Origin of the sequence: uncultured Streptomyces sp., assembly GCF_947488945.1 — a bacterium.
Classification (GTDB): domain Bacteria; phylum Actinomycetota; class Actinomycetes; order Streptomycetales; family Streptomycetaceae; genus Streptomyces.
Genome location: NZ_CANLBS010000003.1, coordinates 252,917 through 267,026 on the forward strand (window position 1 = coordinate 252,917; position 14,110 = coordinate 267,026).

The window sequence follows — 14,110 nt, forward strand, 5'->3', positions numbered from 1 at the left end:
GGGTCAGCCGGCGCTTCATGTCCGTCCTACAGCTCCAGCCCTACAGCTCCGGCCCTACGGCTCCGGCCCTACAGCTCCGGCCCTGTCGCTCCGGTCCTACAGGTACGGCCCCGAGCGCAGCGGGCCGTGCGGGTCGGCGCCGCCTTCCTCCTCCTGGCCGGAGCCGGGCGGCAGCGCGCGTCGCATCTGTTCGAGCTGGGCGCGGGCGGCCATCTGCTGGGCGAACAGCGCCGTCTGGATGCCGTGGAAGAGGCCCTCCAGCCAGCCCACCAGCTGTGCCTGGGCGATCCGCAGCTCCGCCTCGGACGGAATCGAGTCCTCGGTGAAGGGGAGCGACAGCCGCTCCAGCTCCTCCACCAGCTCCGGGGCGAGTCCGTCCTCCAGCTCCTTCACGGAACCGGCGTGGATCTCCTTGAGCCGGACGCGGCTCGCCTCGTCGAGAGGAGCCGCCCTGACCTCCTCCAGGAGCTGCTTGATCATGCTGCCGATGCGCATGACCTTGGCGGGTTGTTCGACCATTTCCGTCACCGGGACCTCGCGCGACTCGTCGTCACCGGTTCCGCCACCGATGGCCATCCCGTCCTGTCCCACGACGAGGACTTGGGGGTGCTCCTGCGACCGGTCATTCCTCGGCATCTCCATAACGTCATTGTCTCGCACGTCGGCCTCGTACCGAGGTGGTGCCCCCGAAGTCGGGTGATCCACCGCGCGGATCAGGTCGAAAATCCCGCTCTGCGCCGAAAAGGGGGCCCGCCCGGAACGGACGCGGCTCATCGCCGGGCTTCTCAGCCGGCCCGGCGCAGCCGGAAGGCCAGGAAGGCCAGGCCGAGGCCCACCAGGGAGATCCCCACACCGAGCGACGCGTCGCGCAGTTGTGCGGCGGCGGGGCCGGACAGTGCTTTCGGCGGGGCCGTGGTGACGGCGTCCTCGGTCGCGTCGGACGGCGTGGCGGCGACCCGCGCGTCGTCGGGTTCCTCGAACTCCTCCGGCTCCTCCTCGGCGTCGTTCGAGGCCCGTTCCAGCGCGGCGGCGGCCCGTGCGAGTTCCTGCGGGCTCAGCGACCGCCCCGGCCGGGGCCGGCCCTGCGCGGCTTCCCGCCCGGCCAGCGGAGGCGTGGAGGACCCGGCCTCGGCCGGTCCGGCACCGGGCGTGCCGCTCGCTTCCGCGTCGTCCGACGGGGCCGACGGGACGGCGGCGGGACGTGCCGCCGAGGAGGGACCGGCGGCCGGTGCGGACGACGGAGGCGCGGAGGGAGAAAGCGCCGGGTGCGAGGAAGGTCTGGCGGGCGGCGTGGTCGGGGCCCCGGACGGATCGGAGTCGTCCGGGGGCGGTGCGCCGGGTGTGCGGGACGGTTCCGGAGGCTCGCCGGGCGCCGAAGGCGTGCCGGGAGCGGGTGTGGCGGAGGAGGCCGGAGCCCCGTCGGGGGCCGGGGCCGCCTGTGCGGTGCCGGGGAGTCCCAGCGCCGTACCCATGAGCACGACCGTGCAGGCCAGGCGGCCCGGTGCCGAACGCCACCCTGAGGGCGGCCGTGACGGCGGCGCGGGGCGGAGTGCTGGAACCATGCGATCAGCGTCACACGCAGCGAAATATCCGGCATCCGCTACGGGCCCCGGGCGTCACGTACGGGGGAACCGGGGCGCAAACCGCCACGCCCCCGGCCGGAAGGCCGTACACGGCTCCCGCGCTGTCCAGAACCTCCCGCGCGACCCTGGTGCCGTCCGTCCGGACCTCGGGCGCGACGTCAGTGCCCCCAGTTCCCGGCCCCGATACGCCGTACCGTCCAGGATTCCGCGTGTCCCGGAAGCGGCGACCCGTCCGGCGCACCCTGAAGCATGCGCCCGCCGGCCCGTCGGCCCGTGCGCCGTGCGCGCCCGGCAAGACCGCAGACGCGCGCCCGGCGAAGCCGCACAAGACGGCCGCCGGGACGCTCAGGCCGGGTCGCCCGTGGACACCCGGAGCTCGAAGTGCGCGCCTTCTTCGTCGATCGCCGCGCCCTCGGACGGGAACTGGTTGACGACCTGGTCCTCGGCGTAGGTGTTGCCCGGCTCCTCGACGACCTTGATCGTCCAGCCCGCCGCGTCCGCGCACGCCTTCGCGGACAGGATGTCCTTGTACCGGAAGTCGGGCGCCGAGACCTTCTCCGGGTCCCGGACGTCCTCCATGGCGTCCGTGCACTCGTCGGTCTCCATGGTGCGGTTGCGCTCGGGCGCCTTGTGCTCGCCCGCCACGCCCGCCGACTCGCTCGTCCCCGGATCCGGGTCCTTGCCCTCGTCGCCCGTGCCGCCGCCCTGCGACGCGATCACCGCGATGAGACCGCCGATCGCGAGCAGCGCCACCACGATCGAGCTGACGAGCACCGGCATGTTGCGCTTCGGACCGCCGCCGGACCCGGAACCCGTTCCGCCGGCGTGCGTGGTGCCGGCGTACGGCGGCGGGGTCGGGTGCCCCATCGGGGCCGGGGAGGGGTAGCCCGTGGACTGCTGCGGATAGCCGTACCCCTGGGCCGGGGACGGGGTGGCGTACGGGCCGGGCTGCGGGTGCTGCGGCTGGTAGGGCGTCTGGACGCCGTACGGGGACGGGCCCGTCTGCGCGGCCTGGTCGACCGGGGGGAACACGGCGGAGGCGACGCCGGAACCGCTGTTGGCCGGGCCGCTGCCGCCGACGATCACCGGGGAGCCGCCGGTTCCGGGAGCGTTCAGGACGCGGGCGATCTCGTCGCGCATGGCGGCGGCGCTCGGGAACCGCTCGTTCGGGTTCTTCTTCAGCGCGCGGGCCACGAGCGCGTCCATCGCCGGGGTGACCGCCCGGTTGATGCTGGAGGGCACCGGCGGCGCCTCCTGGACGTGCGCGTACGCGATCGCCAGGGGTGAGTCCGCGTCGAACGGGAGCCGGCCGGTGAGGAGCTGGAAGAGCATGATGCCGACCGAGTAGAGGTCGGACCGGGCGTCCACGCCGCGTCCGAGCGCCTGCTCGGGGGAGAGGTACTGCGGGGTGCCGACGACCATGCCGGTCTGGGTCATCGAGGTGACCCCGGACTGCATGGCGCGGGCGATACCGAAGTCCATGACCTTGACGACGCCGCGCTTGGTCATCATGACGTTGCCGGGTTTGATGTCGCGGTGCACCAGGCCCATCTCGTGGCTGGTGTCCAGGGCCGCCAGCACGTCGGCGGTGACCTTCAGCGCCTTCTCGGCCGGCATCGCGCCGTACTGGCGGGTGTCCTCGCGCAGCACGGACCCGAGCGGCCGGCCCTCGACGTACTCCATGACGATGTAGGGCATCAGCGCACCGCCGAGCTCGTCCTCGCCGGTGTCGAAGACCGAGACGATGTTGGTGTGCTGGAGCTTCGCGACGGCCTGCGCCTCGCGGCGGAACCGCTCGCGGAAGGACTGCTCGCGGCCGAGCTCGGTGTGGAGCGTCTTGATCGCGACGAGGCGGTCCAGGGCGGAGTCGTACGCCAGGTAGACGGACGCCATGCCGCCCTCGCCCAGCAGATCGCGGAGCTGGTAGCGGCCGCCGGCGACGGAGCCGCCCGCGTAGCGCCCCTGTGTGCCGTCCTGGCTCATGACTGCTCCCCCTCGGCGTGCGGCGGACGCGCACCCGTCCCGTCTCGCGGAGATCCGTCTCGTGCGGAGATCCAACGAGGGATCCGGCCTGAAGATCCCGTAAGTACGCGCCAAGTCTGCCCGAGGGGTACGTCACGTCAAGCCGGGTGCCCGTTCCGTGACCGTACGCACAAGAAGCGTCTCGGAAGCGTTACAGGGCGCGGGTCCGATTTGCCCGGACGGCACGCCGAACGCTTGGATGGTCGGTCGCTTCGGGAACCGGCGGTGGTGGCGGAAGCTGTAGCGTGGCGTGGCAACGCAGTGCGGCCCCCACCAGTTGGACGGGCCGCGCCGGGCAGAGACCCAGGCACCCGTGAGGACCCGCGGACGCGCGGACAGATACGACGGCGAGGACTGATGGCACCCGATTCCGAAGCAAACGGCGGCGGAGTCTCGGATGGCACCGACTCCTGGGGCGTCGGCGGCGTCGTCGGAGACGGGCGTTACCGGATGACCCACCGCCTCGGCCGAGGCGGTATGGCGGAGGTGTACGCGGCCGAGGACGTCCGGCTCGGACGGACGGTCGCGGTGAAGCTGCTGCGTTCCGACCTCGCCGAGGACCCGGTCTCCAAGGCCCGGTTCACGCGCGAGGCGCAGTCGGTGGCGGGACTCAACCACCACGCGATCGTGGCGGTGTACGACTCCGGCGAGGACGTCGTGGGGGGTCAGACCGTCCCCTACATCGTCATGGAACTGGTCGAGGGCCGCACCATCCGCGACCTGCTGATCAGCGCGGAGGCGCCGCCGCCCGAGCAGGCGCTCATCATCGTCTCCGGGGTGCTGGAGGCGCTGGCCTACTCGCACCAGCACGGCATCGTGCACCGCGACATCAAGCCGGCCAACGTGATCATCACCGACTCCGGTGCGGTCAAGGTCATGGACTTCGGCATCGCGCGTGCCCTGCACGGCGCGCAGTCCACGATGACGCAGACCGGCATGGTCATGGGCACGCCGCAGTACCTCTCGCCGGAACAGGCGCTCGGCAAGGCGGTCGATCACCGCTCCGACCTCTACGCGACCGGCTGCCTGCTCTACGAACTGCTGGCGCTGCGGCCCCCGTTCACCGGTGAGACGCCGCTCTCCGTGGTGTACCAGCACGTCCAGGACATCCCGGTGCCGCCGTCCGAGGCGGCGCAGTCGGTGCCGCCGGAGCTTGACGGTCTGGTGATGCGTTCGCTCGCCAAGGACCCGGACGACCGGTTCCAGAGCGCCGAGGAGATGCGCGGGCTGGTCCAGTACAGCCTGCAGATGCTCCAGGTGCAGGGCGGCCACAACGGCACGTGGAACACCGGCCCGGTGATGCCGCACGAGTCGGGCGGCACCCCGGCACTCGGCGTCGCGGGGGCCACCAAGGCCATGTCGGCCTACCCCTCGCACGGGGACACCTCGCAGGGCCCGATCCTGCCGCCGATGAACCCGAACGACGGGGGCTACGACGGCGGCGGTTCGCGGGGCGGCGGCCGGGGCAAGACGTGGCTGTTCGTCGCGCTCGCGCTGGTCGCGGTGGTGGCCGGCGTCGCGTTCGCGCTCAGCGCCGCGAACAACGACGACGCCAAGCACAAGGCCCCGGTCTCGCCCTCCACGTCCAGTTCGCCGTCGCCCTCGAAGTCCTCTCAGAAGCCGTCCGAGAGTCCTTCGGACGAGTCGTACGACCCCGACTCGTCGTCGGGCGGAGACTCGGACTGGAGCGAGGAGCCGAGCTACACGCCCTCCGTGACGCCGACCCGTCCGTCCTACACCCCGTCACCGTCCGCGTCCTCGCAGGACACCGGCACGAGCGGGGGCACCACGACCGACGGCGGTTCGACCGGCGGCGAGGAGACCGAGGAGCCCACGGACCCGGCGACGGATCCGGCCACGTCGGACGGCGGTACGGGCGACGGCGGCAGCACCAGCGAGGGCACCGGGCTCATCGAGGGCAGCACGGCCGGTGCCGACGCCGGCGCCACAGCCGGGTGACGGAGCGCCGCCACCGGGGGCGCGTCACCCCGTGAACGCCTCGGACACCGCGTCGTAGGCGCGGGTCCACCACACCGCCAGGGCCGACACCGCAGGGAACTGCGGGTCGGCCCTGCGGTCGTTCAGGCCGTAACGCCAGCGAAGTATCCAGAAGTCGTTGAGCCGTTCCCACCACACCCGGTGGACCGCCGCGGCCACCTCGGCGGCGCTCGCGCCCGCCGCCCGCCGGTACGCGCGCGCGTACGCCCGCACCTTCCCCAGCTCCAGCTTTCCGGCCGGCTGTACGAAGAAGATCACCGCGGCCCGGACCGCCTCCTCCGCGCGGGGCTGTACGCCGAGCCGGTCCCAGTCGACGATCGCCACCGGGTCCTTGTCGCGGTAGAGCAGGTTGAGCGGGTGGAAGTCCCCGTGCACCCAGCCGTTGGCGGAGCCCTCCGGGGTCGGCGGGCGGCGGTGGGCGTGCTGTTCCAGCAGGGCCCGTCGCTCGACCAGGCGGTGCACGGCGAGTTCGTCGAAGGCGTCCAGCGGGGTGTCCCGGGGGCGCAGGCCGCGGGCGGCGTCGAGGAGTTCGTCGATCAGCGCGAAGGTGTCGGCGGGATCGGGACTGCCGTGCGCCCGCCGGGACCGGCCGCCGCCGGACGGCATCACCTCCTCCAGGCCGGTGTGCACGGCCCCCAGCAGCGCCCCGAGCCGCCGGGACTCGGCGAGCGTGAGTTCGGCGCCGACCCGGTGCAGTCCGTCGATCCAGGGGTGGAGGGCGTAGCGGCGGCCGTCGATGACGGTGACGGTGTCGCCGTCCGCGTCCGTCAGCGGCGGGGCCACGGGGACGCCGAGGGACTGGAGCCGCTGGGTCGCCCGGTGCTGGCGGACGATCGCGGCGTGGTCGCCGCTGGTGTCGTCGAGGTGCTGTTTGTCCAGGTGGTGCTTGAGGAAGAACGAGCCGCGCGTGGTGGAGACGCGGTATCCGTGGTTCAGCAGGCCTTTGGTGAGCGGCTCGCAGGCGAGCGGCTCACCGGCCTCGGGATAGCGGCGTAACACCTCGCCGACCGGAGGGCGGGGCGGGAGGGTTACATATGAGCGCGGCACTTACCAAATGGTAGATTACGCGACCTGGCGTATTTCCGGACTTGCGTCGAAGCCCATGGTGTGCAAAGAGACGAAGTGCGGGCGCAGCCGGAGGTAGGCCGGATCGAAGGGTTCGCCGTTCACCTCGACGGGTTCCGGGCCGAAGAGGGCGAGCTGGGCGGCGTCGGGACGCAGGAGTTCGGCGGTCCCGGTGAACTGCACCGACCACAGGCCGGCGCCCTCGCGTGCCCGGCACCCGCCGGGGAGCGGGACGGCGGGGCCGAATCCGGCGCAGGGCGCGTTGAGGTTGTCGGCGCCGTACGCCACGACGGAGCCGTCGCAGGACTCGTGGTGGCCGAATCCCTTGTGCAGCCGCAGGACGACGGTGCCGTCGCCGCTCACGACGTGGCGCGCCGCCACCAGGAAGGGCAGCGCGCGCATGCTGGTCGCCAGCCGGCCGTACGGGACGTTGCCGAGCAGGCCGATCGCCAGTTCTTCGTCGGGGGACATGCATCCACTCTCGGCCACGCCGGAAGCCGGCCGTTAGAGGCGGCGGCCCCGGTGGCCGGGGGACCAAAGTCACCGGGGCGGAGTCACCGGGTCGGAGTCACCGGGCCGGCGACCGGCTCGCGCCCCCGGACGCTTCGGCTCGCGCTCCGGCTGCCCCGGCTCGCACCCCGTCTCCCTTGCGGAAGGCTGCTCGGCCCCGGCGTTCCGGGGTGCGGCGTCAGCGGCGCTCTTCGGCCTGGATGCGCGCCACGTACGCGGCGGCCTGCGAGCGGCGCTCCATGCCCAGCTTGGAGAGCAGACTGGAGACGTAGTTCTTGATCGTCTTCTCGGCGAGGTGGAGACGCTCGCCGATGACCCGGTTGGTGAGGCCCTCGCCGATCAGGTCGAGGATCTTGCGCTCCTGCTCGGTGAGCTTGGCGAGCTTGTCGTCGCCCTTGCCGTCCTTGCCCTCGCGCAGCCGCTCCAGCACCCGCGCGGTGGCGACCGGGTCGAGCAGCGACTTGCCGGCGGCCACGTCGCGGACCGCGTTCAGCAGTTCGTTGCCCCGGATCGCCTTGAGGACGTACCCGGAGGCGCCGGCCATGATCGCGTCGAAGAGCGCCTCGTCGTCGGCGTACGAGGTCAGCATCAGGCACTTGATGTTCTCGTCGCGGGAGCGGATCTCCCGGCACACCTCCACCCCGCTGCCGTCGGGCAGGCGCACGTCGAGGACCGCCACGTCGGGGCGGGTCGCCGGGACGCGCACCAGCGCGTCGGCCGCCGTCCCGGCCTCACCGACCACTTCGATGTCGTCCTCCATGGACAGCAGCTCGTGGACGCCCCGTCGGACGACCTCGTGGTCGTCCAGGAGAAATACAGTGATTTTTCCTTCTTCGCGCACCTTCGCAGTCTCACACACCCGCTTGTTGATCGCCCTTCCCCGCGCTCTTCCCTGCGCCGTTCGGCCGGGATAACGTGCCGTTGTTCCGGCGGGCTGTGAAGCTGTGACCAGTGCTGTGACCAGCGCGTGTTCGCGGTTTTCGCGATTTACTTGGAAATCCAAGCAAAATCGCAGGTCAAAGAGGGTTTCGCAGATGTAGTGGGCACTGGGTAACGTGCCTATGACAGGACGCTCGCCGGGGCACCTGTCACGCCTGTCTCCGGCCGAGCGGCACCCACCCCGTGCACGGGTCGGAACACAGGCGAGCCGCACTGGTTCCCGGCAGACCCCGGGGGCCGGACCGACGGAGGAGCACGCACGTGACCGTGGAGAGCACTGCCGCGCGCAAACCGCGACGCAGCAGCAAGCGGACCAGCGCCGCGAAGACGCCACAGAGTTCCGAGCCCCAGCTCGTGCAACTGCTGACGCCCGAGGGTGAGCGCGTCGAGCACCCCGACTACCGGATCGACCTGAGCGCCGACGAGCTGCGCGCGCTGTACCGGGACATGGTCCTCACCCGCCGGTTCGACGCCGAGGCCACCGCGCTCCAGCGTCAGGGCGAGCTCGGCCTGTGGGCGTCGCTGCTGGGTCAGGAGGCCGCGCAGATCGGCTCCGGACGGGCGCTGCGCGACGACGACTACGTCTTCCCGACCTACCGCGAGCACGGCGTCGCCTGGTGCCGCGGGGTCGACCCGACCAACCTGCTCGGGATGTTCCGCGGTGTGAACCACGGCGGCTGGGACCCGAACAGCAACAACTTCCACCTGTACACGATCGTCATCGGCTCGCAGACCCTGCACGCCACCGGCTACGCCATGGGCGTCGCCAAGGACGGCGCGGACTCCGCCGTGATCGCGTACTTCGGCGACGGCGCCTCCAGCCAGGGCGACGTGGCGGAGTCGTTCACCTTCGCCGCGGTCTACAACGCGCCGGTGGTGTTCTTCTGCCAGAACAACCAATGGGCGATCTCCGAGCCGACCGAGCGCCAGACGCGGGTCCCGCTCTACCAGCGCGCCCAGGGCTACGGCTTCCCGGGCGTCCGGGTCGACGGCAACGACGTGCTGGCCTGCCTCGCGGTCACCAAGGACGCGCTGGAGCGCGCCCGCCGCGGCGAGGGCCCCAGCCTGGTGGAGGCGTTCACCTACCGGATGGGCGCGCACACCACCTCCGACGACCCGACGAAGTACCGGGCCGACGAGGAGCGGGCGGCGTGGGAGGCGAAGGACCCGATCCTGCGGCTGCGCACCTACCTGGAGAAGCAGGAGTTCGCCGACGCCGCCTTCTTCGCCGCGCTCGACGAGGAGAGCGAGAGCCTCGGCAAGCGGGTCCGTGAGGCGGTGCGGGCCATGCCCGACCCCGCCCCGCTGGCCATGTTCGAGCACGCCTACGTCGACGGGTCGCCGCTCGTCGACGAGGAGCGGGCCCAGTTCGTCGCCTACCAGGCATCGTTCGCCGAGGAGGGCAACTAGCCATGGCCGTGGAAAAGATGTCGATCGCGAAGGCGATCAACGAGTCCCTGCGGCGCGCCCTCGACGCCGATCCGAAGGTCCTGGTCATGGGGGAGGACGTCGGCAAGCTCGGTGGCGTCTTCCGGGTCACCGACGGACTCCAGAAGGACTTCGGCGAGGGCCGGGTCATCGACACCCCGCTCGCCGAGTCCGGGATCGTCGGCACCGCGATCGGCATGGCCCTGCGCGGCTACCGCCCGATCGTGGAGATCCAGTTCGACGGATTCGTCTTCCCCGCGTACGACCAGATCGTCACGCAGCTCGCCAAGATGCACGCCCGCTCGCTCGGCACCATCAAGCTGCCGGTCGTCGTCCGCATCCCCTACGGCGGCGGCATCGGCGCGGTCGAGCACCACAGTGAGTCCCCGGAGGCGCTCTTCGCGCACGTCGCGGGGCTGAAGATCGTCTCGCCGTCCCACGCCCACGACGCCTACTGGATGATGCAGCAGGCCGTCCAGAGCGACGACCCGGTCATCTTCTTCGAGCCGAAGCGCCGCTACTGGGACAAGGCCGAGGTCGACACCGAGTCGATCCCCGGCCCGCTGCACGGCGCGGCCCGCGTCCGTGAGGGCTCCGACCTGACGCTCGTCGCCTACGGCCCGATGGTGAAGGTCTGCCTGGAGGCCGCCGCCGCGGCGCAGGAGGAGGGCAAGTCGGTCGAGGTCCTGGACCTGCGGTCGATGTCCCCGATCGACTTCGACGCCATCCAGGCGAGCGCCGAGAAGACCGGCCGCCTGGTCGTGGTCCACGAGGCGCCGGTGTTCTACGGCTCCGGCGCGGAGATCGCGGCCCGCATCACCGAGCGGTGCTTCTACCATCTCGAAGCGCCCGTGCTGCGCGTCGGCGGCTACCACGTGCCGTACCCGCCGGCCCGTATCGAGGACGAGTACCTGCCGGGTCTCGACCGGGTGCTCGACGCCGTCGACCGCTCGCTGGCGTACTGAGGAGAGGGCCGTGACCGTGACCGATACGCCTGTTCGCTTCCGTGAGTTCAAGATGCCCGACGTGGGCGAGGGACTCACCGAGGCGGAGATCCTCAAGTGGTACGTCCAGCCCGGTGACACCGTCACCGACGGCCAGGTGGTGTGCGAGGTCGAGACCGCCAAGGCGGCCGTCGAACTGCCCATCCCGTTCGACGGGGTGGTGAAGGAACTGCGGTTCCCCGAGGGCACGACCGTCGACGTCGGCCAGGTCATCATCGCCGTCGACGTGGCCGGCGGCCCGGACGCCGACGCCGGGGCGGCCCCGGCGCAGGAGACGGTCGCCGACGAGCCGACGGGCCGGCAGCCCGTCCTGGTGGGCTACGGGGTCGCCGAGTCCTCCACCAAGCGGCGCGCCCGCAAGGCCCCGGCCACGCCGGCCGCCGAACCCGCGGCCGCGCCGGCCGTGGAGCCCCCACCGGCCGTTCCGGCCCCCGACCCGGCCCCCGCGCCCGTGCTGAACGGCCACGGGACGGCGGCGAACGGCACCCGGCCGCTCGCCAAGCCGCCGGTGCGCAAGCTCGCCAAGGACCTCGGCATCGACCTGGCGTCGGTGACGCCGACCGGCCCGGACGGCGTCATCACCCGGGAGGACGTCCACGCGGCCGTCGCCCCGGCCTCCGCGCCCGCGGGCGTGGCCGTGGTGCCCGAGCCGGTGGCGGCCGGGGCCGCCGCGCCCGCGGGGACGGCCGAGGAGGCCCCGGCGGCGGAGCGGTCCGCGGCGGAGCAGGGCGCGCGGGAGACCCGTATCCCCGTCAAGGGCGTACGGAAGGCCATCGCGCAGGCCATGGTGGGCAGCGCGTTCACCGCGCCGCACGTGACCGAGTTCGTCACGGTCGACGTCACGCGGACGATGAAGCTGGTGGCGGAGCTCAAGGAGGACAAGGAGATGGTGGGGCTGCGGGTCAATCCGCTGCTCGTCGTCGCCAAGGCCCTCCTGGTCGCGATCAAGCGGAACCCCGGTGTCAACGCGAGCTGGGACGAGGCCGCCCAGGAGATCGTCCAGAAGCACTACGTCAACCTGGGCATTGCCGCGGCCACCCCGCGCGGGCTGATCGTGCCGAACATCAAGGACGCGCAGGACAAGACCCTGCCGCAGCTCGCCCGTGCCCTGGGCGACCTGGTGGCCACCGCCCGCGAGGGGAAGACGACCCCGGCCGCCATGGCGGGGGGCACGGTGACCATCACCAACGTCGGCGTCTTCGGCGTCGACACCGGCACCCCGATCCTCAACCCGGGCGAGTCCGCGATCCTGGCGATCGGCGCCATCAAGCTCCAGCCGTGGGTCCACAAGGGCAAGGTGAAGCCCCGGCAGGTCACCACGCTCGCACTTTCGTTCGACCACCGCCTGGTCGACGGTGAGCTGGGCTCCAAGGTTCTGGCGGACGTCGCCGCGATCCTGGAGCAGCCGAAGCGGCTGATCACCTGGGCCTGACGGCTCCGGCAGGGTGACGGACGCAGTACGAGAAGGGCCCGTGCGCCGACGCACGGGCCCTTCCGTGCGTCGGGGACGGAGCCCGGACTGTCCGCTCTTCGCCCGTTCCGGTGGATATCGCACGGGCATGGATTTGCGCCGACCGGCAAGAAGTCGTGGACGAACGGTGTGGGCGCCGCCCGCTGCCGAGGCCGGAATGCGAGGACCGGCCGCCTGGACCCTTCCTCGCGGGGAGCAGGGCCGAGCGATGCCCGTTGCGACGACGCCTCCGGGCGACCGGCGGCCGGGACGTTCCGGCGCGGTCGACACCGAGGCCGCCCGGCTCTCCGCCGTGCGGAGCTACGACATCCTCGACACGCCCCCCGAGGGCGCCTTCGACCGGGTCGCGTCGGTCGCCGCCCGGCTCTTCGACGTGCCCATGGCGAGTGTGACGTTCGTCGACGCGGATCGGGTCTGGTTCAAGGCGTCCCACGGCCTGGACGGCATCCGGGAGATCCCGCGCGAGTCCGGGCTCTGCGCGTCCGCGATCCTCGGCGAAGGCGTCCTGATCGTCCCCGACACCCTCGCCGACCCCAGCGCCCGTGACAACCCCCTGGTCACGGGAGCTCCGGGCGCGCGCTTCTACGCGGCCGCGCCGATCGTCACCGCCGACGGCCACCGCGTGGGCACGGTCAACGTCATGGACACCGTGCCACGGCAGATCACCGAGTCCGACGCGGCGACCCTGACCGATCTCGCGGCGATGGTGCTGGACGCGCTGGAACTGCGGCTGACCGGTGCGCGGCTGCTGCGGGCCGAACGGGAGCGGCGGAGATCACTGGAGCGGGAGCGCGACCACGCCGACCGCCACACCGAGGCGCTCACCGTCTTCGCCACCACCCTCCAGCGGACGCTGCTGCCGCCGGCCCTGCCCACCGTTCCCGGGCTCGAACTCGCCTGCCACTACCAGACCGCCTCTCCGCGCGACGTCGGCGGCGACTTCTACGACGTGTTCCCGCTCGGCGAGGGGCGGTGGGCGTTCTTCCTCGGGGACGTCTGCGGCAAGGGCGCGGAGGCCGCCGTGGTGACCTCGCTGGCCAGGTACACCCTCCGGGAGGCGGCACAGCACCACCGCGAGCCGACCGACGTGCTCGACGCGCTCAACAGCGCGCTGCTGCTGGACCCGTCGATCGGGAGCCGCTACTGCACCTGCGTCTTCGGCACCCTGGAGGCGGTTCCGGAGGGCGGCTTCGCGGTCACGCTCGCCATGGGCGGTCACCCGCCGGTCTTCCACGTGCGGTGCGGCGACGACGGCGCGGTGACGGCGGAGAGCGTGCGACCGGCGGGCGGGATGCTCGTGGGGGCGCTCGAAGGGGCCCACTTCGCCTCCCTCGACCTGCGCCTGGCACCGGGCGACGGCCTGCTGCTCTACACGGACGGTCTCACCGAGGCGCAGCTCGCCGACGGCACCATGCTCGGCGAGGACGGCGTTGCCGGGCACCTCACCGAGCGGGCGTCCTCGGACGCCGACAGCATGGTCGCGGACGCGGTGGAGCTGATCGCGGGGCTCCCCGGCGGTGCGAGCGACGACGTGGCCCTCCTGGCGCTGTCCGTGCCGCACGAGCCGGACGCCCCTCCCTTCGCGGTGTCGCTGCGCACGGTCCCCGTGCCCGCCCCCCGCGACGCAGAACCCCCCGTCCGTCAGGAGAACCGCCCGTGACCGCCGGCCTCATCCACCTCGCGCCCACCCACCTCACCGGCCCGCTCGCCGTACTCGCGGTCGGCGGCGAGATCGACCTGGAGACGGCTCCGGCGCTGCGCGACGAAGCGCTGGTCCTGATACGCGAGGGACACACCCAGCTCGTCCTGGACCTGGGCGAGGTCTTCTTCTGCGACTCCTCCGGCCTGAACGCCCTCATCGGCATCCTGCGGTGCGCCAAGGCGGCCGGCGGCTCGCTGACCCTGGCCGCCGTGCCCGACCGGGTGACCCGGATGCTCGCCGTCACCGGGGTCGCCGCGGTCATCGCCTCGTACCCGGACGCGGACGCGGCGATGACCGCGCTCGGGCTCCCCCCGGCCCCGGCCCCGGCCTCGGAGCCGGTGCCGTCTCCGGAGTCGGCGCCGGAGCCGTCCCGGGAGCCGATCTGACG

12 protein-coding genes are annotated in these 14,110 nt (G+C 72.4%); 6 read left to right on the forward strand and 6 right to left on the reverse strand.

All coding sequences use genetic code 11. From position 1 onward, the window contains the following. Positions 1–96 precede the first annotated feature (96 nt). From Q0994_RS05540 to Q0994_RS05550, 3 genes are all read right to left on the reverse strand, one after another. Positions 97–642 (reverse strand): bacterial proteasome activator family protein, encoded by a 546-nt coding sequence (locus Q0994_RS05540; protein ID WP_299529785.1) that lies wholly within the window; start codon positions 640–642, stop codon positions 97–99. 143 nt (positions 643–785) lie between these two features. Continuing rightward, complete coding sequence (locus Q0994_RS05545) at positions 786–1,472, reverse strand: hypothetical protein (RefSeq protein WP_299529788.1); 687 nt, start codon at positions 1,470–1,472, stop codon at positions 786–788. Positions 1,473–1,928: 456 nt separating this feature from the next. Continuing rightward, on the reverse strand, positions 1,929–3,566 hold the full coding sequence (locus tag Q0994_RS05550) for a protein kinase domain-containing protein (protein ID WP_299529790.1): 1,638 nt from the start codon (positions 3,564–3,566) through the stop codon (positions 1,929–1,931). Between the two features lie 396 nt (positions 3,567–3,962). On the opposite strand from Q0994_RS05550, the gene Q0994_RS05555 reads away from it, so the two are divergent. Then, on the forward strand, positions 3,963–5,564 hold the full coding sequence (locus tag Q0994_RS05555; RefSeq protein ID WP_299529792.1) for a protein kinase domain-containing protein: 1,602 nt from the start codon (positions 3,963–3,965) through the stop codon (positions 5,562–5,564). Between the two features lie 24 nt (positions 5,565–5,588). On the opposite strand, the gene Q0994_RS05560 is transcribed toward Q0994_RS05555, so the two are convergent. From Q0994_RS05560 to Q0994_RS05570, 3 genes are all read right to left on the reverse strand, one after another. Next, positions 5,589–6,602 (reverse strand): phosphotransferase, encoded by a 1,014-nt coding sequence (locus tag Q0994_RS05560; RefSeq protein ID WP_299530314.1) that lies wholly within the window; start codon positions 6,600–6,602, stop codon positions 5,589–5,591. A 63-nt stretch (positions 6,603–6,665) separates the two neighbouring features. Further along, on the reverse strand, positions 6,666–7,139 hold the full coding sequence (locus Q0994_RS05565; RefSeq protein WP_299529794.1) for a pyridoxamine 5'-phosphate oxidase family protein: 474 nt from the start codon (positions 7,137–7,139) through the stop codon (positions 6,666–6,668). A gap of 217 nt (positions 7,140–7,356) precedes the next feature. Beyond that, positions 7,357–8,019: a response regulator transcription factor gene (locus tag Q0994_RS05570; RefSeq protein ID WP_299529796.1), complete on the reverse strand. Its 663-nt coding sequence runs from the start codon at positions 8,017–8,019 to the stop codon at positions 7,357–7,359. Positions 8,020–8,378: 359 nt separating this feature from the next. Here Q0994_RS05570 and pdhA point away from each other — a divergent pair, with 359 nt between their 5' ends. From pdhA to Q0994_RS05595, 5 genes are all read left to right on the forward strand, one after another. After that, positions 8,379–9,527, forward strand: coding sequence for a pyruvate dehydrogenase (acetyl-transferring) E1 component subunit alpha (pdhA, locus tag Q0994_RS05575; protein WP_299529798.1), 1,149 nt, complete (start codon positions 8,379–8,381; stop codon positions 9,525–9,527). A 2-nt stretch (positions 9,528–9,529) separates the two neighbouring features. Then, positions 9,530–10,510: an alpha-ketoacid dehydrogenase subunit beta gene (locus Q0994_RS05580; RefSeq protein WP_299529800.1), complete on the forward strand. Its 981-nt coding sequence runs from the start codon at positions 9,530–9,532 to the stop codon at positions 10,508–10,510. 52 nt (positions 10,511–10,562) lie between these two features. Then, the gene (locus Q0994_RS05585) at positions 10,563–11,981 is read left to right on the forward strand and encodes a dihydrolipoamide acetyltransferase family protein (RefSeq protein WP_299530316.1); all 1,419 of its coding nucleotides are present in this window, start codon (positions 10,563–10,565) and stop codon (positions 11,979–11,981) included. A 247-nt stretch (positions 11,982–12,228) separates the two neighbouring features. Beyond that, a complete protein-coding gene (locus Q0994_RS05590; protein ID WP_299529803.1) occupies positions 12,229–13,680 on the forward strand; it encodes a PP2C family protein-serine/threonine phosphatase in 1,452 nt (483 codons plus the stop codon). Further along, positions 13,677–14,108: an STAS domain-containing protein gene (locus tag Q0994_RS05595; protein WP_299529805.1), complete on the forward strand. Its 432-nt coding sequence runs from the start codon at positions 13,677–13,679 to the stop codon at positions 14,106–14,108. The genes Q0994_RS05590 and Q0994_RS05595 overlap by 4 nt, the downstream gene beginning before the upstream one ends. The last annotated feature ends 2 nt before the right edge of the window (positions 14,109–14,110 follow it).